A 24,857-nucleotide genomic window follows, 5' to 3' on the forward strand; every position below is an offset into this window, starting at 1 on the left:
CACCCCCGTGACCATCGCGCCAGCCGGTCCTGCGTCAGCACAGGTTGCCGAACAGGTTGCCGACGGGCCGGGGACCGCACTTCTGCGGACCCTGACCGACCTCACCGCCGATCTGCCGGACACCGATCCGGGCCGGGTCGCCGCGGCCGCGCTGCGCGGCCGCAACGCGCGGTCGGACGAGGCCGAGCTGCGGGGCCTGGCCACCGAGGCGGCCGCGGGTCTCATCTCCGAGGACCCGGCGTACTCGCAGCTCGCCGCCCGGCTGCTGACCCTCGCCATCGCGGACGAGGCAGCGGGGCAGGGCGCGGTGTCGTTCTCCGCCTCGGTCGCCGTCGGACACCGCGAGGGCCTGATCGCCGACCGTACGGCCGACTTCGTCCGGACGCACGCCGACCGGCTGGACACGCTGGTCGACATGGCGCTCGCCGACGGGGCGGACGACCGCTTCGGCTACTTCGGCCTGCGCACCCTGCACAGCCGCTACCTGCTGCGCCACCCGATCACCCGCCAGGTCATCGAGACGCCGCAGTTCTTCATGCTGCGGGTGGCGGCGGGACTCGCAGAAGACGAGAGTGCGCGCTCGGCCGACGAAGTCGCCGCGCTCTACCGGCTGATGAGCCGGCTGGACTACCTGCCCTCCTCGCCCACGCTCTTCAACTCCGGCACCCGCCACCCGCAGATGTCCTCCTGCTATCTGCTGGACTCGCCGCTGGACGAGCTCGACTCGATCTACGACCGCTACCACCAGATCGCGCGGCTCTCGAAGCACGCGGGTGGCATCGGCCTGTCGTACTCCCGTATCCGCTCCCGCGGTTCGCTGATCCGCGGCACCAACGGCCACTCCAACGGCATCGTCCCGTTCCTGCGCACCCTCGACTCCTCGGTCGCGGCGGTCAACCAGGGCGGCCGGCGCAAGGGCGCGGCCTGCGTCTATCTGGAGACCTGGCACGCGGACATCGAGGAGTTCCTGGAGCTGCGCGACAACACGGGCGAGGAAGCCCGCCGTACGCACAACCTCAACCTCGCGCACTGGATCCCGGACGAGTTCATGCGCCGCGTCGAGGCCGACGCCGACTGGTCGCTGTTCTCTCCCGCCGACGTGCCCGAGCTGGTCGACCTGTGGGGCGAGGAGTTCGACCGCGCCTACCGCAGGGCCGAGGCGGACGGCCTGGCCCGCACCACCGTCCCGGCCCGCCAGCTGTACGGACGGATGATGCGTACGCTCGCCCAGACCGGCAACGGCTGGATGACCTTCAAGGACGCCTCGAACCGCACGGCCAACCAGACCGCCGAGCCCGGCCAGGTCGTCCACTCCTCGAACCTCTGCACCGAGATTCTCGAAGTGACGGACGACGGCGAGACGGCGGTCTGCAACCTGGGCTCGGTGAACCTGGGCGCGTTCGTCCTGCCGTCCGGTGAGATCGACTGGGAGCGGCTGGACGAGACCGTCCGTACCGCCGTGACCTTCCTCGACCGGGTCGTCGACATCAACTTCTACCCGACCGAGCAGGCCGGCCGCTCCAACTCCAAGTGGCGCCCGGTGGGCCTGGGCGCGATGGGCCTGCAGGACGTCTTCTTCAAGCTGCGGCTGCCGTTCGACTCGGCGGAGGCGCAGGCACTCTCCACGAAGATCGCCGAGCGCATCATGCTCGCCGCGTACGAGGCGTCCTGCGACCTCGCCGAGCGCAACGGCCCGCTGCCCGCCTGGTCCCGGACCCGGGCCGCCCGCGGCGTACTGCACCCCGACCACTACGGCGTCGAGGTCACCTGGCCGGAGCGCTGGGCGGCGCTGCGCGCCCGGATCGCCAAGACCGGCATGCGCAACTCGCTCCTGCTCGCCATCGCCCCGACCGCGACCATCGCGTCGATCGCCGGCGTGTACGAGTGCATCGAGCCGCAGGTCTCCAACCTCTTCAAGCGCGAGACGCTCAGCGGTGAGTTCCTCCAGGTCAACGCCTACCTGGTCAACGACCTGAAGCAACACGGGCTCTGGGACGCGCAGACCCGCGAGGCGCTGCGCGACTCCAACGGCTCGGTCGAGGGCCTGGGCTGGATCCCACAGGAGATCCGCAGCCTCTACCGCACCGCGTGGGAGCTGCCGCAGCGCGCGCTGATCGACATGGCCGCGGCCCGTACGCCGTACCTCGACCAGAGCCAGTCGCTGAACCTCTTCATGGCCTCGCCCACCATCGGCAAGCTCAGCTCGATGTACGCGTACGCCTGGAAGAAGGGCCTGAAGACGACGTACTACCTGCGCTCCCGCCCGGCGACGCGCATCGCCCGCGCCGCCGGGGCACCCGCCGCGACCGTCGCGGCCACCATCCCCGTCCAGCAGGCCGCCCCCGAGGCGGACGCGATCGCCTGCTCCCTTGAGAACCCCGAGTCCTGCGAGGCATGCCAGTAATCATGAGTGACAAGAACCTGCTCGACCCGGGCTTCGAACTGACCCTGCGCCCCATGCGCTACCCGGACTTCTACGAGCGCTACCGGGACGCGATCAAGAACACCTGGACGGTGGAGGAGGTCGACCTCCACTCCGACGTGGCCGACCTCGCCAAGCTCTCCCCGGGTGAGCAGCACATGATCGGCCGGCTGGTCGCGTTCTTCGCGACGGGTGACTCGATCGTCTCCAACAACCTGGTGCTGACGCTCTACAAGCACATCAACTCCCCCGAGGCGCGGCTCTACCTCTCCCGCCAGCTCTTCGAGGAGGCCGTGCACGTCCAGTTCTACCTGACGCTGCTGGACACCTACCTCCCGGACCCGGACGACCGGGCGGCCGCCTTCGACGCGGTGGAGGAGATCCCGTCGATCCGGGAGAAGGCCCAGTTCTGCTTCAAGTGGATGGACTCCGTAGAGAAGATCGACCGCCTGGAGACGAAGGCCGACCGCCGCCGCTTCCTGCTGAACCTGATCTGCTTCGCGGCGTGCATCGAGGGCCTGTTCTTCTACGGCGCGTTCGCCTATGTGTACTGGTTCCGGTCCCGGGGGCTGCTGCACGGGCTGGCGACGGGGACGAACTGGGTCTTCCGGGACGAGACCATGCACATGAACTTCGCGTTCGAGGTCGTGGACACCGTCCGCAAGGAGGAGCCGGAGCTCTTCGACGACGCCCTTCAGCAGCAGGTCACCGACATGCTCAAGGAGGCCGTCGAGGCGGAGCTCCAGTTCGGCCGCGATCTGTGCGGCGACGGACTGCCCGGTATGAACACGGACTCCATGCGCGAGTACCTGCAGTGCGTCGCCGACCAGCGCCTGACGCGGCTGGGCTTCGCACCGGTGTACGGCTCGGAGAACCCGTTCTCCTTCATGGAGCTTCAGGGAGTGCAGGAGCTGACGAACTTCTTCGAGCGCCGGCCGTCGGCGTACCAGGTCGCGGTCGAGGGCACGGTCGGCTTCGACGACGACTTCTAGGCGCTGTCCGGACGGGAGAGCCGCCTGCTGAAGTACGTGACCGGACGCTCCAGCCGCTCCCCGTCGACGACGAGGTCGACGGCCTCGTTGTAGAAGGCGACACGGGACCTGATCTCGTGCACGGCGGGCAGCGGATCCGGATAACTCCACGCCACGTTGGGCGGAACCCGGCCGCTGCCCGCCCATGACCAGTACTCCGTGGCAACGCCCTTGTACGGACAGCGGGTGCTCATGTCGGTGGGGGTGAGCAGGTCGATTCGGACATCCTCGCGAGGGAGGTAGTAGCGCACCGGCAGATGCGTCTCGAACAGGAGCACCGGTGTCCGGGTGTCGGCGACGAGCGTGCCCTCGATCTCGACCCGGACATGCCGGCTGCTGGGCATCGCGTCGACCCGCTGGTATGGGTCGCGCGGGTGTACGAAGATCTCCGTCTCTTCCTCGTACCAGTGGTCGAGGACGTCCCGGCCGAACCACGCGAACGCGATGTGTCCGGCGAGCTCACCGGGAAGGGACCACGCCGCGTTCCCGGTGACCTCACCGCCGAGTTCGAGGTCGTAGAAGACCGTCGGTCCCGAGTGCCGCCCGGCCGGGGGCTGCGCCGCCGGCCGCAGCAGGTCCATCCGGACGTCGTCCTCCGGGAAGGCGTAGAGCGGCACCGGCCTGCCCGGCTCCCACACGAGGAGAGGCCGTCGGCTGTCGACGACGGTGACCTCTCCCTTGATCCCGCGCACCCAGCGTTCGCTGGGCTCCCAGGTGATGCCGCGGGTCGGGAGCGGGGCGCGGCGGGAGACCTGCACGGTGTTACGCGGCTCGTTCTCGGGTGACGTACTCACGGTCCGGCCTCCGTCCGCCGTGCTCACTGCGGCTCGCGCTCTGCCCCCTACGTCGATCCTGCGCGTACGTCACCGCGAGCGCACGCGGCCGCGGTGCGGCGGCTGCCTTCAGCTGCCTGTCGATCCGGCGGTCGTGGAGGTGTCCGATGAGCGAGGGCGCCGCCAGCAGCGCGAGGACGGTGACGACGAGGAGGAGGTTCAGGAAGGTGTTCATGGCTCCACTGTCGTCGTCCGGACGCGAACACGTCAGTGGCAGGACTGTCATGGAACATCGAATTACTGCCACATCCGTGCCACACTGGCTCCATGCTGAAAAACGTGGCGGTGGCCGTGGTCGACGGAGTCTCCCCATTCGAGCTCGGGGTGATCTGCGAGGTCTTCGGCTCCGACCGGAGTGATCAGGGACTGCCCGTCTACGACTTCGCGCTCTGCGCGGCGGAGCCGGGGCCGTTGAACGCACGGTCGGGCGCCTTCGGCCTCTCCGTGCCGTACGGGCTCGACCGGCTGGAGTCGGCCGATCTCATCGCGGTGCCGGCCGACCGGCCTCGCGACGACCCGCGGGAGTACTCCGGGCCCCTGCTCGACGCCCTGCGCCGGGCCGTGGACCGCGGGGCGCGGGTGCTGAGCGTCTGCACCGGGGCCTTCGCGCTCGGCGCGGCCGGGCTGCTGGACGGCCGGCGGTGTACGACCCACTGGATGCACGCGACCGAGCTCGCCCGCCGGAATCCGCGGGCGCTGGTCGATCCCGACGTGCTGTACGTCGCCGACGGCCCGGTCATCACCTCGGCCGGGACGGCGGCGGGGATCGACGCGTGCCTGCACATCGTGCGGCAGGAGCACGGGCCGGAGGTGGCCAACACGATCGCCCGGCGGATGGTGGTGCCGCCGCACCGGGACGGCGGCCAGGCGCAGTACATCGAGCGGCCCCTGCCGCGCACGGCGTGCGACACGGTGGGTGAGGTACTGGCGTGGATGGAGCGGCACCTCGACGCCGAGATCACCGTGGAGCAGCTGGCGGACCGGGCGCACATGTCGCCCCGGACCTTCGCCCGGCGGTTCCTCCAGGAGACGGGTACGACGCCGTACCGCTGGCTCCTGCGCCAGCGGGTGCTGCTGGCACAGGAGTTGCTGGAGGCGACGGACGACACGGTGGACGCGATCGCCGGGCGATCGGGCTTCGGCAACGCGGCGGCGCTGCGCCACCACTTCCTGCGTACGCTCGGCACGACACCGAACGCCTTCCGCCGTACGTTCCGGGGCCCGGCGGAAGCGGCCTGACGCGCCGCCGGGCCGCGGATCAGGCGCCCCGGATCAGATGCCGCGGGTCAGATGCCGCAGCTCGACGCGGACCAGAACCGGCTGCCCCGGTGGTCGAGGTGGGTGTGGTCGCCGTGGCCCGGGTAGCCCGGGCCGAGGATGCCGTTGAAGCCGTGGTTGCGCGCCTGCTTGGCGAGGGTGCACAGGGAGTGCGGTCCGGCGCCCAGGTCGGCGGCGTCGCCGTAGAGATGGCGGCTGTCCGACGCCCCGCCGACCGCGCTGTTGCAGGCGTACGAACGGAAGCCGCTGGTCACGGTGATGGGCTGGTCGCCCAGTGCGTGCCGCAGCGCCTCCAGCTTCCACATGGTGCGCAGGGCGTTGGACTTGGCGGTGGCAGCGCTCACGGCCCCGCCGGACCAGGTGGAGTTGCAGTCGTTCAGCTCGGCGTACGTGAAGTGGACGGGCGTGCAGTCGTCGTCCTGGAGGGCGTAGAGCTTGCTGAAGGTGGCGGACCCGGCGACCCCGTCGGCCGGCAGCCCGTACGCGGACTGGAACCGCTTGACCGCGGCGGTGGTGGCGGGACCGTAGGCACCGTCGACGGCGAGCACGGCGCCGTACCCCGGATAGCCGCCGACCCGGATCTGCAGCTGGCTGACGTCGGCGCCGGAGGAGCCCTGGGAGAGGGTCCGGGACCAGGTGTAGCAACCGTCGGCATGCGCGGTGCCGGCGGTGGCGACCGTACCGGCCAAGGCGGCAATCATGACCATGACAAAGCTGAGCAGAAATCTCACCGTGCGTCCGAACATGGCACCTCCACACCGGGAAAGGGCAACAGGGCCGAGACTGACGGTCCGTGCGACGCGCGTCAACAGGGCGGCGCCACCGGTCATTTGTCCGACCAATGGCGCCGTGCCAATGCCCGTGCGGGGCCGTGCCGGTGCGTGCGTGCAGGTGTGACGATCAGGCGTTCGGGACCGTCTCGTAGCGCGGCGTGCCCTCTTCCATCTGGCGCAGGGCGTCCTTGCGGTCCCGCTTCGACAGCCGGTCGATGTACAGGTAGCCGTACAGGTGGTCCGTCTCGTGCTGCAGGCAGCGCGCGAAGTAGCCGGTGCCCCGGACCTTGATCGGGTTGCCGTCGGCATCCTGGCCGCGTACCACCGCGTAGTCCGGGCGGGCCAGGGAGGCGTACGCGGTCGGGACCGAGAGGCAGCCCTCGTTGGAGTCGTCGAGGATGCGCCGGTCGGCCGGCAGGTCCTCCAGGACCGGGTTGACCACGACACCGGTGTGCCGGACGCCGTCGTCGTCCGGGCAGTCGTAGACGAACACCTTGAGGTCCACGCCGATCTGGTTGGCGGCCAGGCCCACACCCTCGGCGGCCCGCTGGCTGGCGAACATGTCGTCGATCAGCGCGGCGAGCTTGTCGTCGAACTCGGTGACGTCCTTGCACTCCTTGTGCAGCACCGGGTTGCCGACGACGGTGATCGGGCGGGCCGTGCCGCGCGCCCGGTAGGCCGCCTCGCGCTCCTCGCAGTCCTCGGTGTCCACGACGAACCCGTCGTTCAGCTGCTGGTCCGTCTCCTGCTGCGCCATGTCCGCCGTAGGCCTTCCGTAAGTCACGATGTGTGCCCGTACAGCCTAAGGGCAGCCAGCCTCAGGGCAGCGCTCAGCAGACTTCCTCGAGATCCCGCCACTCACGGGTGTCCGGACTGTCCGCGACCCAGCCGTCCAGCAGCCCGCGCACCAGCCCGGCCGGCGCCGCGATGCCGCACTCGCGCTCGGGAACCCACAGCTCGCCGGCGGTGCGGTGGCCGAGCGGGCCCGGGTGGCCCGGCTCGCTGTGGTCGTGCGGGTCCAGGTGCTCGCCCTCGCCCTCGTCGCTCGGCATCCGGCTCTCCGAGCACAGCCGGCACAGCAGCCGCACGGAGGAGGACCAGTCCTCGGCGGCGAAGCCCGCGTCCGAGGCGAGCTGCTCCAGGGCGTCCCGGTCGGCGTCGGTCGCGGCCTCCAGCAGTACCACCCAGGTGGGGACGGGCGACGGCGCCCACAGCTCGATCTCGTCGAACACGGGGTAGGAGGGGCCCGCCGCCGTGACCCGCTCGCCGTGCGGGACGCCGTCGTGCAGCACGACCTCGCCCCAGCGCCGCCCGGAGGAGGGCAGCGGGATCGACAGCACCTCTATCCGGGCCGGGTCGAGCCGGCGGCCCCACACGACCTCGGCCTCGCCCTCGGGCGACAGCCGGACGGCGGCACTGCCCAGCTCCATGCCGACGGGTTCGCCGTTCCCGGCGGACTCGCCGGGCACCTTCAGCCCGTACGCCTGCCAGGCCCGGCGGGCGAGCGGCCAGTCCTGGAGGGCGGTGGCGGCGATGCCGACGTTCCACCAGTCGGGGGCGCCGGTCTCCCGGTCGAGGAGCGCGACGGCGCGCAGGCCGGCCGCGCGCGCCTGCTCCCAGTCGTGCCGGAACTTGTGCAGCAGGGCCAGGTTGAACCAGGACTCGGACAGCCACGGTTCCAGGTCCGCCGCGCGGGTCAGCAGCGCGCCCGCGTCCTCGTACCGGCCGTCGCCGATCAGCGTGAACGCCCGGTCGGTGGCCTGCCGCCACGAGGCGGAGGGCCGATGCCGTACCTTCCCGAAGATCTTCACGATTCCCGCCTGCCGGTCCCTACGGTGCAGTCCTGCGGACACCCTCTTCTTCGCATCCAACCATGCCCGGTTGGACGACCGCTCATTACCCATGGGTTACCCGGGCGGGGACGGGGTCAGGCCTCGGGAAAGTACGCGTGCGAGGGCCTCCACGACTTCGGGCTGATAGTCGTGACCGGTGCCGAGGCGCAGCTGTTCGAGGGCGTCGAGGGAGCTGCCGAGCCGTCCGGTGCGGGTGCGGGGTGCGGGTGCTGGTGCTGCGGTTGCTGTTTCGGACTCGCTCCCGCCGACGAGATCGTCGTACGCGTTGACGGTACGCACGATCCGGGCGGTGATGGGCTGCTCCCGGTACGGATCGGCCTGCCGCTCCACCACGACCGCGACCTCCGGGGGTACGCCGGTCTGGCGGACGACCGCGCCGCCCAGCAGCGCGATGCGGCGCTGCTCGGCGGCGGGCAGGCGCGCGGTGGCGCCGGCCGGTATGGGATCCACCAGTGACAGCTGGCCGATGTCGTGCATCAGGGCCGCGTACTCCAGCACGCTCAGATCCGGCTCGGACAGGCCCAGCTCGCGGCCGACCGCGCAGCTGAGCGTGGCGACGCGGCGGGCGTGGCCGTGCGGGGTGTAGCCGGCGATCTCGGTGGACCGGGCGAGCGAGGTGATCATCTGCCGGTACGTCGTCCGCACCTCGGCGATGCGGCGGAACGACAGCTGGGTGAGCAGCAGCGGCACGCTGAACACGGGCAGCGCCCACAGCCCGGCGACGGCCACCCCGAGCGCCATCACGGCCCCGGTGGCGCAGATCGCGGAGCCGATGCCGAGGAGCGCGCGCAACTCGTCGCGGAGCAGCGGGCCGTACGGCCAGCGGGTACGGGCATGGGCCAGGGCGGCGGCGAGTACGGCGTCGCACAGGGCGGTGAGGGCGAGGATCACCACGAGGAGGCCGGCGTAGTACGGGCCGTGGCCGATCCACTCGCCGAGGTGGCCCGAGTTGTACAGGGGCTGGAAGCAGACCGCGGCGAACCCCACGCTGAGCACCCGGCGGGCGACGTGGTCGAGGGCGGGCCCGCGGCCGAGGGCGACATGGGGGACGACACCGACCAGGGCGGCCGCGACGACGACGGCGATGATCTGGAGCACGCCGTGGGTGGTCGCGCTGCCGGCGCTCTGGCCGAGCAGGGCGTACGCGAGGGCGCCCGCGGAGCCGAGCGGTGCGGGCTCGCGGGTGTCCCGTGGGCCGCGGCGGGCCAGCTCGCCGACGGTGATGAGCGCGCCGAAGGCGAGGGCGATGCCGGGTTCGGCGAGGCCGTGCCAGAGGGTGCAGGCGAGCGCGAGGGCGGTGAGTGCTGCGGCGGCGCCGTGCACCCCCACGACGGCGCCGGCCCCCCACCTCACGCGGCGCCACCCGTGGGCCGGCGGGCGGTACGGGGTACGGCTCCGGCGGGGCGGAGGATGCGTCGCGGTTCGCACGCGGCTCGGCGGGCGGTGCGCCCGCCTGCGGCGGGCACCTGCCCCACCCCGCCCACCCGTTCGGCGGGAGCGAGAGCGTGGACGTTTCCCGTGGATGACCACTCGCCGCCGGCGCCCGCGGCCCGCCGGGCGGTGCGCCTGCCTGCGGCGGGCACCTGGCCATCGGCAGGAGCGAGAACGTGGACGTTCCCCGTGGGTGGCCGCTCGCCGCCGGCGCACGCGGCCCGGCGGGCGGTGCGTCGCGGGGCGGCCGGAACGGCACAGCACCGGGTGCGCTCGCCTGCGGGCGCCTGGCCCACGCACGCCCGCCCGCCGCCGGCGCCCGCGGCGGCGAGGCTCACCCCGGGCCGCCGGGGCCGGGGGGCGGGCCGGGGCTCGCCACGCCCGTTCGGCTGCCTTCCGTCGGCCGCGATGCCGGGACGTTTCCTCGGGCCGTCCCACCGGCCGCCCCAGGCGGCCCGGGCGGCCATGGCGCAATCGTGTCCGGCGGCTCCGCCGTTACCTTGGGGTTCCAGCCGTGGCGGTCGATCGCCCGTACCAGCGCTCGTACCATCCGGGGATCGAACTGCGCGCCCGCGCAGCGCTCCAGCTCCCGCACGGCCGTCTCCACCGGCCGTCCCCGCCGGTACGACCGGGTCGACGTCATCGCGTCGAACGCGTCGGCGACCGCCACCACCCGCGCGAACTCCGGGATCTGACGACCGGACAGGCCGTACGGATAGCCGCTGCCGTCGATCCGTTCGTGGTGGTGCAGGATCGCCGCCCGCGCCTCTCCCAGGAAGCCGATGCCGCGCACCATCTCGTGGCCGTACTCGGGGTGGAGCTCGATGATCCGCCGCTCCTCCGGGGTCAGCGGCCCGTCCTTCCGCAGCAGCCGCGTCGGTACGCCGAGCTTGCCCACGTCGTGCAGGATCCCGGCGAAGCGCAGCACTTCGAGGCGGTCCTCCGCCATACCCAGCTCGCGCGCGATCATCGTGGACGCCTGGCCCACCCGCTCGCTGTGGCCGCGCGTGTAGCGGTCCTTGATGTCGACGGCCTGGACCAGCGCCCGGATGGTGGCCTGATGGGCGGCCCGCTCCCGGTGGTACTGCGCGAAGACCCAGCAGGAGATGTACATCGGCAGCAGGACGAGCAGGGCCGCCGGTGGCCCGTAGGGGCTGCGCCACAGCACGGCCATCATCAGCCCGGCCGGCCCGTGCACACAGTGCGGGGCGAGCGAGCGCAGCAGCAGGCCGCGCCACGCGGTCCTGGCGGGCCGCCGCTCGGCGGTGACCAGGATGGCGCCGTCGAGGGCGGCCGTCACCCCGCAGAAGACCAGCACGGCGGCGGCCGCGGGCGCGAGGACGTACGGAAAGTCGGGCGTCAGGTTCAGGTGCACGCCGCCCAGCGCGGCCGGTCCGCGCAGCACCCCGTACACGCCCGCGGCGGCCCACGCGGCGAGCGCGTGCTGCGCGGCGTGCCAGACGCGGCGCACCCCGGCGTGGCGCTGTTCGATCCGGCCGGCGAGCGCACCGGGTACGGCGACGAGCGCGGCGGCGGCCGGGGGCAGCAGGAAGACGGCGGCCAGAACCACCGGGAAGAACGAGCCGATGCCGGCCGGCACGCGACGCCCCATGAAGGGGCGGATCCGTACCAGCTCGCAGAGGGCGTACAGCGCGCCCAGCAGGGCGACCGCACCCCACGGGGTGCCGTAACCGGGCGTCAGCGCGGGGAGGGTGCAGAGGAGACCGCCCACCACGGCGGACAGGATGCAGGCGCGCGCCCCCGGCGGAAGTGCCCGCATGGCGCCTCTCCTCCCCGAGTGCCCCGGCAAGCCCTCACGGACCGGCCCGGTCCCGTACGGACCTGTACAGGTTCAGCCCGTACAGGTTCGGGAGAATATGCGCGCAGCGGACCACACGGGGCCGCATTCTCGGATTGCGCCGTCCGGAACCCCCGGATTAGCACCTTCGGGTGAACGAAGCCGCCTTCCGCGAGCAGGAGTTCAGCGAAAGTTCATTCCTGGACGGCGGTCACATCGTGATCGGGGACGGCCTGTCCCGAGCGGATCAGTTCGATGCGGCCCATGACCTTCGACCGGAGGTCGCTCGGCACGTCGTCGTGCCCGCAGCAGCGCTTCACCAGCTTCTTCACCGCCTGCTCGAGCCCGTACTTCTCCAGGCACGGCGAGCACTCCTCGAAGTGCACCTCGAACTTGGTGCAGTCACTGTCGGGCATCTCGTGGTCGAGGAACTCGTAGAGATGGTCCAGGACCTCTGAGCAGTCCGTCTCGTGCGGCTCTCCGCAGCTCATGAGCCCGAGCCTTTCGCTTCGTTCGACTCTCCCGCACCGGCCGGGACGAGCCCGCGGTCACGGGCGTAGTCCTCCAGCATGCCGCGCAGTTGGCGGCGGCCCCGGTGCAGGCGGGACATCACCGTACCGATGGGTGTACCCATGATGTCCGCGATCTCCTTGTACGCAAAGCCCTCGACATCGGCGAGGTAGACCGCGATGCGGAACTCCTCGGGGATCGCCTGCAGGGCTTCCTTCACGTCGGAATCCGGCAGATGGTCCAGCGCCTGCGACTCGGCGGAGCGCAGTCCGGTCGACATGTGCGACTCGGCGCGCGCCAGCTGCCAGTCCTCGATCTCCTCGGCGGCGCTGCGCTGCGGTTCGCGCTGCTTCTTCCGGTACGAGTTGATGAAGGTGTTGGTCAGAATGCGGTACAGCCACGCCTTGAGGTTCGTCCCCTCACGGAACTGGTGGAAGGACCCGTACGCCTTGGCATACGTCTCCTGCACCAGATCCTCGGCATCGGCCGGATTGCGCGTCATGCGCAGCGCGGCCGAGTACATCTGGTCGAGGTAGCCGAGGGCGTCCCGCTCGAAGCGCGCGTTGCGCTCCGCGGTCGTTTCCTCCGCGCGGCCGTCGTCGGTCCCAGTGACAGGACCCACCTCCTCCAACACCGTGGCGGACCCGAGAGCGGACCCACTCGAATCGGAGAATAGTCGACCTTCCGGAGAGGGTCCCTGTCGATCCGGTGCGCCCGCCGCCGGAACAGGGGCGGTCTTCGCCCCCGGCAACACCGTCCACTCCAGGTCAGCGGCGTGCGGACGGCTGGGGCAGATGGTCGATGCCATGCGTTACCTCTCCTCGTGCAAGTGCCTGATACGTACCGACGCCTCACACAACAGGGGTCACGCGCTCCTCATTCCCGGATTCCGTCCAGCCAGCTCCCCACCCCGTCGGTGATGATCTCCAGGGCCTCCTGCTGGGTGATCTCCGCCCGCTTGGGTACGGCGAACCCGTGATCCGCGTACGGGACCTCCAGCGGCTCGTGCCCCGCGGGGAACTCGGCCGGCCGCCCGAAGGGGTCGTTCCCGCCCTGGACGACGAGCGTCGGCACCCCGGCGCCGGTCAGCTCGTCGGCCCGGGACTTCTCCGGCCGGCCCGGCGGGTGCAGCGGGAAGCTCAGCGCGAGTACGGCGCAGGCGCCCAGCTCGCGCGCCGTACGGCAGGCCACGCGCGCCCCCGCGCTGCGGCCGCCCGCGACGACCGGCAGCCCGGGCTTCGCCAGCGCGGGCCACAGCCCCCGCCATCCCACGTCCAGCGTCTTCGGTGCGGGAGCGAGCTTCTTGCCGGCCACCCGCCACGGCTGCTCGACGAGCGCGACGGTCACGCCGCGGGCGGGCAGCGCGGCGGCGAGCGCCTGGAGGTCGCGGGCGGCGATGCCGCCGCCAGCCCCGTGGCTGACGGCGAGCACCAGCCGCGCCTTGCGGGCGGCGGCGGGGACCCAGGTGATGCGGGCCTCGCCGGCGGGCGTCTGCACACTCTCCACAGTTACGTCACTCTCGATCCGGCTCACACAGCCATCCTGCCGCCTGAGTGATCGGAACGCCGCGCTCAGAACAGCGTGCCCACCTCCGGCGCCGCCAGTTCCTCGACCAGTTCCGGGCCGTTGTTACGGACGTTGCTGACGTCCGTCGAGACCGGGTACGCGCGCATCAGCCCCGGCGGGGGCGGCGCCAGCAGCTCCCGCAGGCCGTCCACGTCCGTACGGGCCGGGTCCAGCCAGGCGTCCCAGCGCTCCGGGGTGAGCATCAGCGGCATCCTCGGGTGGATGTCCGCCAGCGCCCGGGGGCCGTCCGCCGGAGCGACCGCCAGCGGGGACTTCTCCGCCTCGGTCGTGACCACGGTGCACGTCACCCACCAGGCGCGGGGGTGGTCGTCGGGCAGGGTCCGGTCGCGCCAGAACTCGTACAGGCCGGCCATCGCCAGAACGGATCCGTCGGCGGGCGTCACGAAGTACGGCTGCTTGCGCGGCCGCTTCTTCCTGCCCTGCTCCTCCAGCTGCCGCTCGTCCGCACCGGTGACCCACTCGAAATACCCGTCCGCCGGGATGAGGCAGCGCCGCTGGGCGAAAGGCCGCCGGAAGGACGGCTTCTCGTGCAGGGACTCGGCACGCGCGTTGATCATCCGCGCCGCGCCCTCCGGCGACTTGGACCAAGAAGGGACGAGACCCCACTTCAGTGCCCGCAGCTGGCGAACCGGACGACGGTCCTCTGCGTCCTTGAGAGGACGTTCGAGAATCGCGAAAACGTCCTTCGTCGGTGCCACGTTCCAGTCGGGAGCGAGGGTCTCCGTCGGCTCCCACTTCTCGACCTCGAAGACACCAACCAGGTCCTCGGGTCTACGACTCGCTGCATACCGTCCGCACATGAGTGCCACACTGCCACTCCAGCCCGTCACCCGACCACCACCCCGCCCAACCCGCCACTCGACGACAAGGAGCCGGCCGCCCGATGGACAGCACAGCAGTGGGTGACCTCTGGGACCGCGTCTTCGGGGTCCAGTCCGACCCCGACCTGTGGCTGGTGGTCGCCACCGCAGTGGCCGCCCTCGCCGCCGTCCTGCCACGCGGCGTCTGGCGGTTCTCCCGCAACGCCGTCACCATCGCGCACGAGGGCGGCCACGGCCTCGTCGCCCTGCTCACCGGCCGCCGCCTGGACGGCATACGCCTGCACTCGGACACCAGCGGTCTCACCGTCAGCCGCGGCAAGCCGACCGGGCTCGGCATGATCCTGACGGCCGCGGCCGGCTACACGGCGCCTCCGCTGCTCGGTCTCGGCGGCGCGTGGCTGCTCGCCGCGAACCACATCACCCTGCTCCTGTGGCTGGCGACGGCCCTGCTGCTGATCATGCTGGTCATGATCCGCAACGCGTACGGCGTGCTGACGGTCGTCCTGGCCGGCGGCGCGTTCCTGCTGGTCTCCTGGCTGACCTCGGCCACCGTCCAGGCAGCGTTCGCGTACGGAGTGGTGTGGTTCCTGCTGCTCGGCGGCGTACGGCCGGCCTTCGAGCTCCAGGCCAAGCGCCGCCACGGAGGCGCCGCCGACTCGGACGCCGACCAGCTGGCCCGGCTGACCCACGTGGCGCCCGCGATGTGGCTGTTCCTCTTCCACGCCGTCTCGCTCTGCTCACTGGTGGGCGGCGGCCGCTGGCTGCTCGGACTGTGAGGCCGGACGGCGACCCCGGACTGTGACCTCGCAGCCCCGTACCACCTCTCGGTTACGCCCTGGTTTCGCCGTATTTGATCAAGATCGGCGCTCTCCCCGAGCCACTAAAGTGAGAGCCATGACCGAGACCCCCGCGCCCACCGCCCTCTGGCCCGCTCCGCACGCGAGCGGAGCCGTCGACGCCACGGTCACCGTGCCCGGATCGAAATCGGTCACCAACCGCGGTCTCGTCCTCGCCGCGCTCGCCGCCGAGCCGGGCTGGCTGCGCCGCCCGCTGCGCTCGCGCGACACCCTGCTGATGGCAGAGGCGCTGCGCGCGCTGGGTGTCGGCATCGAGGAGACCGTGCCCTCCAGTTCCTCCGTCTCCTCCGCCGCCACCGGCCCCGACCAGACCGGCGAGGTCTGGCGGGTCATCCCGTCCGGACTGCACGGCCCGGCCCAGGTCGACGTCGGCAACGCCGGTACCGTCATGCGCTTCCTCCCCCCGGTCGCGGCGCTCGCCGACGGCCCGGTCCGCTTCGACGGCGACCCCCGCGCGTACGAACGCCCGCTGCACGGCGTGATCGACGCGCTGCGCGTGCTCGGCGCCCGGATCGACGACGACGGCCGCGGCGCGCTGCCGATGACCGTGCACGGTGGCGGCGCCCTGGACGGCGGCACGGTGGAGATCGACGCCTCCTCGTCCTCCCAGTTCGTCTCCGCGCTGCTGCTGTCCGCGCCGCGCTTCAACCAGGGCGTCGAGGTACGGCACGTGGGCGGCCCGCTGCCCTCCATGCCGCACATCCGGATGACCGTGGACATGCTGCGGGTGGTCGGCGCCCAGGTGGACACCCCCGAGTCGGGCGGCGAGCCGAACGTGTGGCGCGTCACCGCCGGCGCCGTGCTCGGCCGCGACCTGGTGGTCGAACCGGACCTCTCCAACGCCCAGCCGTTCCTGGCGGCGGCGCTCATCACCGGCGGCCGGGTCACCATCCCGGACTGGCCCCGGCGGACCACCCAGCCCGGTGACGCGCTGCGCGAGATCTTCACGGACATGGGCGGCAGCTGCGAGCTGACCGACCAGGGGCTCACCTTCACCGGCACCGGCCGGATCCACGGAATCGACGTCGACCTGAGCGAGGTCGGCGAGCTGACGCCGGGCATCGCGGCGGTGGCGGCGCTGGCCGACTCCGAGTCCGTACTGCGCGGGGTGGCCCATCTGCGCCTGCACGAGACCGACCGGCTGGCCGCGCTCACCAAGGAGATCAACGAGCTCGGCGGGGATGTCACCGAGACCGAGGACGGACTGCACATCCGTCCGCGCCCGCTGCACGGCGGGGTCTTCCACACCTACGACGACCACCGGATGGCCACCGCGGGTGCGATCATCGGTCTGGCCGTCAAGGGCGTGGAGATCGAGAACGTCGCCACGACCGCCAAGACGCTCCCCGACTTCCCCGAGATGTGGACCGGCATGCTCGCGGGCACCGGCGCGGATGCGGGCGCCGCCGCGGGCGCGGGAGCCTGACGCGATGCGCCGCTACGGCAAGAACCCCGACGAGGACGACATCCGGGTCCGCCCGAACCGCAAGGGCAACCGGCCCCGTACCAGCATCCGCCCGAAGCACGAGGACGCCCTGGAAGGGTTCGTCCTGACCGTGGACCGCGGCCGGCTGACCTGTCTCGTCGAGGGCCGTACGGTGATGGCGATGAAGGCCCGCGAGCTGGGCCGCAAGGGCGTCGTGGTCGGCGACCTGGTCGGCATCGTCGGCGACCTGACGGGCGACAAGGACACGCTCGCGCGCATCGTCCGGGTCCACGAGCGCTCGTCCGTCCTGCGGCGCACCGCCGACGACGACGACCCGTACGAGCGGGTGGTCGTCGCCAACGCCGACCAGCTGGCGATCGTCACGGCCCTGGCCGACCCCGAGCCGCGCCCGCGCCTGATCGACCGGTGCCTGGTCGCCGCGTACGACGCCGGGCTCGAACCCCTGCTGGTGCTGACCAAGTCCGATCTCGCCCCGGCGGACGAGCTGCTGGAGACGTACGCGACGCTCGGCGTCAACTACGTCGTCACCAACCGTGACGAGCTGAAGAACGGCGAGGCGGCGGACCGGGTCCGCGAGAGCCTCACCGACCGGATCACCGCCTTCGTCGGCCACTCCGGCGTCGGCAAGACGACCCTCGTCAACGCCCTGGTGGCGGCGGACCGGCGACGGGCCACGGGCCACGTCAACGCGGTCACGGGCCGCGGCCGGCACACCACGACCTCGGCGCTGGCCCTGCCGCTGCCCGGTGAGCTGGGGTGGGTGATCGACACCCCGGGCGTCCGCTCCTTCGGCCTGCACCACGTCGACCCGTCGCGGGTCATCCTGGCCTTCCCCGATCTCGTGCCGGGGACGGACGGCTGCCCGCGGGCATGCAGTCACGACGAGGAGGAGTGCGCGCTGGACGCGTGGGTGGCCGACGGCCACGCGGAGCCGGCCCGGCTCTTCTCGCTGCGGCGGCTGCTGGCAACCCGAGAGCGACGCGAAGGGGACTAGGGGCTGTCCGGCGGATCTTGGCCGGGGCCACGACGCTCCCCCAGCTACCGCTGGGAGGTGCCCCCAGGCACGGCACCTCGCCGCGTTGCCGAAACGCCCCAATAGCTCCGCTATTAAGGCGCTCCGGCGCCTTGCGATGCACCGCACCAGACGCCGCGTCCTATCCGGCCCTGATCCACCGGACAGCCCCTAGACGCGAAGGAGACCAGAGGGCGCCTTGAGGCGTTTGCCGTGCTCCGCCGCTGGTAAGTGCATAATCGCACCCAAGCGAGACGAAGCAGTCAGACAACGCGGTCACCGAATGCGGGGAGGCTCATCATGGCGTGGCTGCTGGTCGTGGTCGCCGGCTTGCTGGAGACCGGTTTCGCCGTGTGCCTCAAGCTCTCGCACGGTTTCACGCGACTGTGGCCCACCATCGCGTTCTGCGCTTTCGCGCTGGGCAGTTTCGGCCTGCTGACCCTGGCTCTGAAGAAGCTCGACGTCGGTCCGGCGTACGCGGTGTGGACCGGCATCGGCGCGGCCGGCACCGCCATCTACGGGATGGTCTTCCTCGGCGATCTGGTCTCCACCCTCAAGCTCGTGTCGATCACGCTCGTGATCGTCGGCGTCATCGGACTCCAGCTCTCGGGCTCGGCCCACTGACGGCCGTCCCACCGAAGCCCGGCCCACCGGCCGCCGCGCCACCCACGCCCGGTCCGTCGACCCGCAGCGCCGCCCGTACCAGCCGGCCCACGCCCTCGCCGTCCGGCGCGACCACGTACGAGAGCGCGAGCCGCACCGCCAGTTCGCACCGGTGCGCCAGCTCGTCGCCGTCCTCCTCGGTACGCCGCTTCTCCAGCCGCTTCTCCAGCACCGCTGCCGCCCGGTCCCGCACGGCCGCGGACAGCTCGGCCGGCGAGAGCATCGCCGCGTCCGCCCGGCGCTGCGCCGGGACCAGGGCCTGCGTATGCGGCGGGGCCGGCCGCGGGGCGGGCAGCCGCTCGCTCCAGCCGCCCGTGAGCAGCGCCCGCAGGAGGGGGTTGCCACGGGCCGCCCGCACGGTCCACTCGGCGAGCGCGGCGAGCCGGTCCCAGGGGGCGGCGCCACCGGTGCTCAGGGCCTGGTCGACGCCGCGCAGATAGGCATCGGTCTCCCGGCGTACCAGCGCCCGGGCCAGGCCGTCCTTGCTGCCGAACTCGTTGTAGAGCGTCTGCCGCGAGACTCCGGCCGCCGCCGCGACGTCGACCATCCGCACCCTTGGCCAGGGCCGGCCCGCGAGCGCCACGAAGGCGGCGTCGAGCAAGGATTCCCGCGCTGTCGGCATGGTCGCCTCCCGCTGCTCCTGCGGCCAGAGTTGACGTACGGCAGGGCCGTGTCAATAGTTCTCACATGCCCGACTTTCACGATGACCTGCGCCTCGCCCATGTACTCGCCGACGCTGCCGACGCGGCGACGATGGACCGGTTCAAGGCTCTGGATCTCAAGGTCGAGACCAAGCCGGACATGACACCGGTGAGCGAGGCGGACAAGGCGTCGGAGGAACTGATCCGCGGCCAGTTGCAGCGGGCGCGGCCCCGGGACGCGATCCTCGGCGAGGAGTACGGCATCGAGGGCACTGGCCCGAGGCGCTGGGTCATCGACCCGATCGACGGTACGAAGAACTACGTGCGGGGCGTTCCCGTGTGGGCGACGCTGATCTCGTTGATGGTGCAGGGAGAGGGTGGCTACCAGCCGGTCGTCGGCGTGGTGTCCGCCCCGGCGCTGGGCCGGCGCTGGTGGGCGGCGCAGGGCGGCGGCGCGTACACCGGGCGCAGCCTCACCTCGGCGACCCGGCTGCAGGTCTCCAAGGTCGGCCGGATCGCGGACGCCTCGTTCGCGTACTCCTCGCTGAGCGGCTGGGAGGACCAGGGGCGCCTGGACGGCTTCCTCGACCTGACGCGGGACTGCTGGCGGACCCGGGGGTACGGCGATTTCTGGCCGTACATGATGGTCGCCGAGGGCTCGGTGGACATCTGCGCGGAGCCCGAGCTGTCACTGTGGGACATGGCGGCGAACGCGATCATCGTGCAGGAGGCGGGGGGCCGCTTCACCAGCCTCGACGGGGAGCCGGGCCCGGGCGGCGGCAACGCCGCGGCGTCGAACGGTCTGCTGCACGACGATCTGCTGGGGTACCTGAACCAGCGTTACTGACGGAGACTTTCCGGACGGGGGCGCGCGGCGGCCGGCTGCGCGCCTCTTGTTGACCCTCCGTACCCGTGCGACTCTGAGAGTCCCCCCACTTGTGAACTTGTGAATCCATTCTCTAAAAGGGTAAACCTCAAAGGGGAAGCAAGGATTCACCAAGGAGGTGGCTCCATTCATGCTCGTCCGTGACGCCATGAGTACGGTGGTCCTCACCATCGGACCCGCCCATACACTCCGCCAGGCAGCCCGGCTGATGGCCGCCCGCCGGGTCGGCGCAGCCGTCGTCCTCGACACCGACACCAGCGGGCTCGGCATTCTGACCGAGCGCGACATCCTCATCTCGGTCGGCCTGGGCCAGGACCCCGACCGCGAGACCGCGGGCTCTCACACCACGACCGACGTCGTCTTCGCCGCACCCGGCTGGACTCTGGAGGACGCAGCGGACGCCATGGCGCACGGTGGCTTCCGGCATCTCGTCGTACTCGACCGGGACGAGCCCGTCGGCATCGTCTCCGTACGCGACATCATCCGCTGCTGGGCCCCCAGCAAGCGGCACAGCGCCGCGCTGACCGGCTGACCCCGCCGGACGCGGGGCGAGAACGCGGGCGGGCCGGATCCCCCGAGGGGAATCCGGCCCGTCACCTACGACAAGCGATCCGGTCAGCCGCGCAGGGCCTGGACCGCGGCTTCCAGCCGCTTGCCGAAGTCGCCGTCGGCCTGACGGAAGTTGTTGACCGCGCGCTCGGCGATGTCGTCACGCGACACCTTCGCGATGAACTGGGCGAGGTTGTCGACCAGACGGCCCTTCTCGTCCTCGGACATCATGCGGTAGAGGTTGCCCGCCTGGACGAAGTCGTTGTCCTCGGAGTGGTTCGGGGCCTCGTGGTTACCGGTGCCGCCGGTGACCGGAACCGGCTGCCACAGCGGCTTGTCCGTCTGGAACGGGCCGCCGAAGCTGTTGGGCTCGTAGTTCTTCGCGCCCTTGTGGCGGCCGTCGTAGAGGAAGCCGTCGCGGGCGTTGGTGCGCGCCTCGGTGGCGTGCGGACGGTTCACCGGCAGGTGGTCGGCGTTGATGCCGACGCGGTAGCGGTGGGCGTCGCCGTACGCGAAGAGACGGCCCTGCAGCATCTTGTCCGGGGAGGGACCGATGCCCGGCACGAAGTGCGCCGGCGAGAAGATGGACTGCTCGACCTCGGCGAAGATGTTCTCCGGGTTGCGGTTGAGCTCCAGCTTGCCGATCTCGATCGGCGGGTAGTCCTCGTGCGGCCAGACCTTGGTCAGGTCGAACGGGTTGAAGCGGTAGTTGGCCGCCTCGGCCGCCGGCATGATCTGCACCTGCACGGTCCAGGACGGGAAGTCGCCGCGCTCGATGGCCTCACGCAGGTCGCGCTGGTGGCTGTCGGGGTCCACGCCGGAGAGGCGGTTCGCCTCGTCGGTGGTGAGGTTCTTGATGCCCTGGTCGGTCTTGAAGTGGTACTTGACCCAGAAGACCTCGCCGGCCTCGTTGTTCCACTGGTACGTGTGCGAGCCGTACCCGTTCATGTGGCGCAGCGTCGCCGGGATGCCGCGGTCACCGAAGAGCCAGGTGACCTGGTGGGTGGACTCGGGGCTGAGGCCCCAGAAGTCCCACACGTTGTCGGCTTCCTGGCTGCCCGTGTACGGGTCGCGCTTCTGGGTGTGGATGAAGTCGGGGAACTTGATGGCGTCCTTGATGAAGAACACCGGGGTGTTGTTGCCGACGAGGTCGTAGTTGCCCTCTTCGGTGTAGAACTTCAGCGCGAAGCCGCGGGGGTCGCGCACCGCGTCGGCGGAGCCGAGGTTGCCCGCGACGGTGGAGAACCGCAGGAACGTCTCGGTCTGCTTGCCGACCTCGGAGAGGAACTTGGCGCGCGTCCACTGCGAGACGTCGCGGGTCAGCGTGAAGGTGCCGTACGCGCCGGCGCCGCGGGCGTGCACGATGCGCTCCGGTATGCGCTCGCGGTTGAAGTGCGCGAGCTTCTCCAGCAGCAGCTGGTCCTGGACCAGCACGGGACCGCCGACGCCAGCGGTCTCGCTGTTCTGGTTGTCGGCGACCGGAGCCCCGGCCTCCGTGGTGAGCGGTCCCTGCGTCACGTGCGCCTCCTGCGTCATACCTGCAAAGTCCTGTCCTTGGCGTTTGCCGGTCCCGATCCTACAATGGACATTGTCTAAGTCAAGTAAGCATCCAAAGTCACACCCGTTCGGGACTCCGGTCCCCCCGCTGTTAGGCTGGCCCTATGAGTGACCTGCTGGAACGACTTCGCGGACGCGGATGGCGCATGACCGCACAGCGGCGTGTCGTGGCCGAGGTCCTCGACGGGGACCATGTCCACCTGACGGCCGACGAGGTGCACGCGCGCGCCGTGGCCAAGCTGCCCGAGATCTCCCGGGCGACCGTGTACAACACGCTGGGCGAGCTGGTGACCCTCGGTGAGGTCCTGGAGGTGTCCACGGACCGCCGCGCCAAGCGGTACGACCCGAACGCGCACCGCCCGCACCAGCACCTGGTCTGCGCCCAGTGCGGCGCGATCCGCGACGTCCACCCGGCGGGCAACCCGCTGGCGGACCTGCCCGACTCGGAGCGCTTCGGCTTCACGGTCTCCGACGTCGAGGTCACCTACCGCGGCATCTGCCCGGGCTGCGCCTCCGCCTGAGGCGGCGGCCCTCCGCTCCCGAAGACACCCCGAACTTCCGAAGGCCCCCGACGCACAGGCGCCGGGGGCCTTCGCCGTATGCGGCGACGCGTACGACGAAGGCCCGGATCCATGAGGATCCGGGCCTTCGTCATTCAGTAGCGGGGACAGGATTTGAACCTGCGACCTCTGGGTTATGAGCCCAGCGAGCTACCGAGCTGCTCCACCCCGCGTCGGTGAACCCAACCTTACGCCGGGGCGCCGACCAGCGCAAATCGATAAGGCGCTCACGCCGTCAGCTCCTGGTGCAGCGCCTCACGCAGCCGCGCGGCCCGCTCCGCGACCTCCGGCGGTCCGAGCTCGACCGCCCGCGCACACCACTGCTGCCCCTCCGCCAGATCGCCATGCCGCGCGGCGAGCAGCCCGAGCCGCAGCGCGGCCCGGCCGTGCCCGGCCAGCGCCGCCCGGGTCCACCACAATGCGGCCTCCGGCTCGCTGCCCTCGCGCGCGAGCAGCAGCCCAAGGTTGAACGCACCGTTGCGGCTGCCGGCCTCGGCGGCCTCGCGGTACCAGCGCGCGGCCTCGACCAGGTCGCCGCGGCCGGCGGCCAGCATGCCAACCCGCACCTGGGCGCGGCGGTGGCCCTGCTCGGCGGCCCGCTCGTACCACTCCTCGCACTCGGACTTCTCCGTCACCGGCTCCCCGAGCCCCACCGGCTCGGCCGGCGGCTGGAGGGAGTCCAGCAGCGAGCCGAGCCGGAACGCGGCCTCGGCGCTGCCGCCGCCCGCCGCGCACCGGAGATGCCGCTCGGCGGCCCGCTCCTCGCCGTCTCTGACCAGCGCGATGCCGACCTGGAGGGCGGCCTCGGTGTGCCCGGCGGCGGCTGCCCGCTCGTACCACTTCAGCGCCGAACGGTCGTCGTCGCGGCTCGCGTACAGGATGCCGAGGTTGAACGCGGCGTCCACGCTGCCCGCCTCCGCCGCCTTGGAGAACCACGGCTCGGCGCCGGCCGCGTCCCCGCCCTGGAGCAGCAGGATGGCGAGCGCGTTGGCGGCCTCCCGGTGCCCCGCGTAGGCGGCGCGGCGGTACCACTGCTCGGCCGGCCCGGTACGGTCCTGGGCGGCGCAGAGCAGCCCGAGGTTGTACGCACCGTTGTCGTCGCCGGCGTCCATCGCGGCCCGGTACCAGCGCTCGGCGGTCTGCGTCTCGCCGCGGGCGGCGTGCAGCGCGCCCAGGGCGTTGGCGGCGTTTCCGTCGCCCTCCTGGGCGGCCCGGTGCCACCACACGGCCGCGCTGTCCTCGTCCCCCGCGTCGCGCAGCAGGAAGCCGAGGGCGCAGGCGGCGCGGGTCTCGCCGTCCTTGGCGGAGGTCAGGTACCAGCGGCCCGCCTCCTTCAGCTCGCCGCGGCCCTCCAGGATCGCGCCGAGGTGCAGCGCGGCACGCCGGTGCCCCCGCGCGGCGGCCTGGCGGTACCACTGCTCGGCCTCGCCGGCCCGCTCCGCGCCGGCCCTGCGCAGGTGCTGGGCGAGCCGGTACGCCGCTTCGCGGTGGCCCTGCTCGGCGGCGGCGCGCAGCCAGCGCTCGGCGCCGACGTCACCGCGGTGCTCCAGCAGGTCGGCGAGGGCGTACGCGCCCAGGGCGTGGCCGGACTCGGCGGACTGGCGCAGCCAGTACTCGGCGGCGGGCTCGTCGCCGCGCTCGCGGTAGTGACGGCCCAGGGCGTGCGCGGCGGCCGCGGAACCGGCGACTGCGGCGATGCGCCACCAGCCGGCCGCCTCGTCGGCGTAACCACGCTGGTGCAGGAGGACGCCCAGGTTGTTGGCGGCGGCCCGGTCGCCCTCCGCGGTAGCGGCACGCAGATGGGGCTCGGCGCCGTCGAGGTCACCGCGGCGCAGGAGCAGGGCACCGAGAACACTCATCGACGCGATGTCGCCACTCTCGGCGGCACGCCGGTGCCGCGCCTCGACCTCGGCGTCGGCGGTGTCCGCAGTGCTCGCGCTGCTCTCGGCGTCTTCCTGCACAAACCGCCCTGTCTCCAACAGAGTTGACCTGTCCCCCATAAATTCCATCGTGTCACCACCTGCAACCCACGTACACCTGGTATACCGCAGCCAGTGAGGTCACTACAGCGTTTTGTCGACATGCCCACAGATGGACAAGTGAAACACGTCCGGGCCTCAACTACCCCCACATGAACAGCGTTTCGCCGCACTGGCACATGACAAAAGGCACAGGGCAACCGGCACATGACATGCGGCACACGACCGCGACAACCGGCACAAAGACAAAGGCCCGGATCCTGAAGGATCCGGGCCTTTGTCGTGCAGTAGCGGGGACAGGATTTGAACCTGCGACCTCTGGGTTATGAGCCCAGCGAGCTACCGAGCTGCTCCACCCCGCGCCGTTGT

The 24,857-nt window shown here is 71.6% G+C and carries 24 protein-coding genes and 2 tRNA genes; 10 read left to right on the forward strand and 16 right to left on the reverse strand.

Annotated features, from left to right (window positions below; genetic code table 11):
• Nucleotides 1-7: 7 nt before the first annotated feature.
• Nucleotides 8-2,404 (forward strand): ribonucleoside-diphosphate reductase subunit alpha, encoded by a 2,397-nt coding sequence (locus ACWV17_RS04600; protein WP_455358576.1) that lies wholly within the window; start codon nt 8-10, stop codon nt 2,402-2,404.
• Entirely contained in the window at nt 2,395-3,414 is a 1,020-nt protein-coding gene (locus ACWV17_RS04605) for a ribonucleotide-diphosphate reductase subunit beta (RefSeq protein ID WP_455358577.1), read from the forward strand. Before ACWV17_RS04600 ends, ACWV17_RS04605 begins: the two co-directional genes overlap by 10 nt.
• On the opposite strand, the gene ACWV17_RS04610 is transcribed toward ACWV17_RS04605, so the two are convergent.
• Complete coding sequence (locus ACWV17_RS04610; RefSeq protein ID WP_455358740.1) at nt 3,411-4,211, reverse strand: DUF427 domain-containing protein; 801 nt, start codon at nt 4,209-4,211, stop codon at nt 3,411-3,413. The two genes, ACWV17_RS04605 and ACWV17_RS04610, sit on opposite strands and share 4 nt — an antisense overlap.
• A gap of 4 nt (nt 4,212-4,215) precedes the next feature.
• On the reverse strand, nt 4,216-4,461 hold the full coding sequence (locus ACWV17_RS04615) for a hypothetical protein (protein ID WP_455356011.1): 246 nt from the start codon (nt 4,459-4,461) through the stop codon (nt 4,216-4,218).
• Between the two features lie 92 nt (nt 4,462-4,553).
• Between ACWV17_RS04615 and ACWV17_RS04620 the strand changes: the two genes are divergently transcribed.
• A complete protein-coding gene (locus tag ACWV17_RS04620) occupies nt 4,554-5,525 on the forward strand; it encodes a helix-turn-helix domain-containing protein (protein WP_455358578.1) in 972 nt (323 codons plus the stop codon).
• Nucleotides 5,526-5,572: 47 nt separating this feature from the next.
• Here ACWV17_RS04620 and ACWV17_RS04625 read toward each other — a convergent pair whose 3' ends face one another.
• The 9 genes from ACWV17_RS04625 to ACWV17_RS04665 form a co-directional block, all read right to left on the reverse strand.
• On the reverse strand, nt 5,573-6,310 hold the full coding sequence (locus ACWV17_RS04625) for a D-Ala-D-Ala carboxypeptidase family metallohydrolase (RefSeq protein WP_455358579.1): 738 nt from the start codon (nt 6,308-6,310) through the stop codon (nt 5,573-5,575).
• A gap of 154 nt (nt 6,311-6,464) precedes the next feature.
• A complete protein-coding gene (def, locus tag ACWV17_RS04630; protein WP_455356014.1) occupies nt 6,465-7,094 on the reverse strand; it encodes a peptide deformylase in 630 nt (209 codons plus the stop codon).
• Between the two features lie 73 nt (nt 7,095-7,167).
• Entirely contained in the window at nt 7,168-8,148 is a 981-nt protein-coding gene (locus ACWV17_RS04635; protein ID WP_455356015.1) for a tetratricopeptide repeat protein, read from the reverse strand.
• A 96-nt stretch (nt 8,149-8,244) separates the two neighbouring features.
• Nucleotides 8,245-9,543: an HD-GYP domain-containing protein gene (locus ACWV17_RS04640; protein WP_455358580.1), complete on the reverse strand. Its 1,299-nt coding sequence runs from the start codon at nt 9,541-9,543 to the stop codon at nt 8,245-8,247.
• A 412-nt stretch (nt 9,544-9,955) separates the two neighbouring features.
• Nucleotides 9,956-11,401, reverse strand: coding sequence for an HD-GYP domain-containing protein (locus tag ACWV17_RS04645; RefSeq protein WP_455358581.1), 1,446 nt, complete (start codon nt 11,399-11,401; stop codon nt 9,956-9,958).
• Nucleotides 11,402-11,613: 212 nt separating this feature from the next.
• Complete coding sequence (rsrA, locus tag ACWV17_RS04650) at nt 11,614-11,910, reverse strand: mycothiol system anti-sigma-R factor (RefSeq protein WP_455356018.1); 297 nt, start codon at nt 11,908-11,910, stop codon at nt 11,614-11,616.
• Complete coding sequence (locus tag ACWV17_RS04655; RefSeq protein ID WP_455356019.1) at nt 11,907-12,551, reverse strand: sigma-70 family RNA polymerase sigma factor; 645 nt, start codon at nt 12,549-12,551, stop codon at nt 11,907-11,909. Before ACWV17_RS04655 ends, rsrA begins: the two co-directional genes overlap by 4 nt.
• A 254-nt stretch (nt 12,552-12,805) precedes the next feature.
• Nucleotides 12,806-13,462, reverse strand: coding sequence for an alpha/beta hydrolase family protein (locus tag ACWV17_RS04660; RefSeq protein ID WP_455358582.1), 657 nt, complete (start codon nt 13,460-13,462; stop codon nt 12,806-12,808).
• A gap of 38 nt (nt 13,463-13,500) precedes the next feature.
• On the reverse strand, nt 13,501-14,316 hold the full coding sequence (locus ACWV17_RS04665; protein ID WP_455358583.1) for an SOS response-associated peptidase: 816 nt from the start codon (nt 14,314-14,316) through the stop codon (nt 13,501-13,503).
• A gap of 83 nt (nt 14,317-14,399) precedes the next feature.
• On the opposite strand from ACWV17_RS04665, the gene ACWV17_RS04670 reads away from it, so the two are divergent.
• The 4 genes from ACWV17_RS04670 (at nt 14,400) to ACWV17_RS04685 (ending at nt 18,277) form a co-directional block, all read left to right on the forward strand.
• Complete coding sequence (locus tag ACWV17_RS04670) at nt 14,400-15,113, forward strand: M50 family metallopeptidase (protein ID WP_455356021.1); 714 nt, start codon at nt 14,400-14,402, stop codon at nt 15,111-15,113.
• A 118-nt stretch (nt 15,114-15,231) separates the two neighbouring features.
• Nucleotides 15,232-16,620, forward strand: a complete 1,389-nt coding sequence (gene aroA, locus ACWV17_RS04675; RefSeq protein WP_455358584.1) for a 3-phosphoshikimate 1-carboxyvinyltransferase — start codon at nt 15,232-15,234, stop codon at nt 16,618-16,620.
• A gap of 4 nt (nt 16,621-16,624) precedes the next feature.
• Nucleotides 16,625-17,635 carry a ribosome small subunit-dependent GTPase A gene (gene rsgA / locus ACWV17_RS04680; RefSeq protein WP_455356023.1) on the forward strand — a complete coding sequence of 337 codons (1,011 nt, stop codon included), beginning with the start codon at nt 16,625-16,627 and terminating at the stop codon, nt 17,633-17,635.
• A 318-nt stretch (nt 17,636-17,953) separates the two neighbouring features.
• Nucleotides 17,954-18,277, forward strand: coding sequence for a DMT family transporter (locus tag ACWV17_RS04685; protein ID WP_455358585.1), 324 nt, complete (start codon nt 17,954-17,956; stop codon nt 18,275-18,277).
• Here ACWV17_RS04685 and ACWV17_RS04690 read toward each other — a convergent pair.
• Nucleotides 18,243-18,938, reverse strand: coding sequence for a TetR/AcrR family transcriptional regulator (locus tag ACWV17_RS04690; protein WP_455356025.1), 696 nt, complete (start codon nt 18,936-18,938; stop codon nt 18,243-18,245). The two genes, ACWV17_RS04685 and ACWV17_RS04690, sit on opposite strands and share 35 nt — an antisense overlap.
• 65 nt (nt 18,939-19,003) lie before the next feature.
• On the opposite strand from ACWV17_RS04690, the gene hisN reads away from it, so the two are divergent.
• Together hisN and ACWV17_RS04700 are read left to right on the forward strand one after the other, a co-directional pair.
• Entirely contained in the window at nt 19,004-19,804 is an 801-nt protein-coding gene (gene hisN, locus ACWV17_RS04695; RefSeq protein WP_455358586.1) for a histidinol-phosphatase, read from the forward strand.
• 169 nt (nt 19,805-19,973) lie between these two features.
• Nucleotides 19,974-20,375 carry a CBS domain-containing protein gene (locus ACWV17_RS04700; protein ID WP_455356027.1) on the forward strand — a complete coding sequence of 134 codons (402 nt, stop codon included), beginning with the start codon at nt 19,974-19,976 and terminating at the stop codon, nt 20,373-20,375.
• A gap of 83 nt (nt 20,376-20,458) precedes the next feature.
• Here the strand turns inward: ACWV17_RS04700 and ACWV17_RS04705 are convergent, their stop codons facing one another.
• Entirely contained in the window at nt 20,459-21,928 is a 1,470-nt protein-coding gene (locus ACWV17_RS04705; RefSeq protein WP_455356028.1) for a catalase, read from the reverse strand.
• Between the two features lie 125 nt (nt 21,929-22,053).
• Between ACWV17_RS04705 and ACWV17_RS04710 the strand changes: the two genes are divergently transcribed.
• The gene (locus tag ACWV17_RS04710; RefSeq protein WP_455356029.1) at nt 22,054-22,470 is read left to right on the forward strand and encodes a Fur family transcriptional regulator; all 417 of its coding nucleotides are present in this window, start codon (nt 22,054-22,056) and stop codon (nt 22,468-22,470) included.
• 138 nt (nt 22,471-22,608) lie between these two features.
• Here ACWV17_RS04710 and ACWV17_RS04715 read toward each other — a convergent pair.
• The 3 genes from ACWV17_RS04715 to ACWV17_RS04725 all read right to left on the reverse strand — a co-directional run bounded on the left by ACWV17_RS04715 (nt 22,609) and on the right by ACWV17_RS04725 (nt 24,850).
• Nucleotides 22,609-22,682, reverse strand: a tRNA-Met gene (locus ACWV17_RS04715).
• Between the two features lie 54 nt (nt 22,683-22,736).
• Entirely contained in the window at nt 22,737-24,518 is a 1,782-nt protein-coding gene (locus ACWV17_RS04720; protein WP_455358587.1) for a sel1 repeat family protein, read from the reverse strand.
• A gap of 258 nt (nt 24,519-24,776) precedes the next feature.
• Nucleotides 24,777-24,850 (reverse strand) — tRNA-Met (locus ACWV17_RS04725).
• Nucleotides 24,851-24,857 lie beyond the last annotated feature (7 nt).

It is taken from the genome of Streptomyces mabaensis (assembly GCF_053763515.1).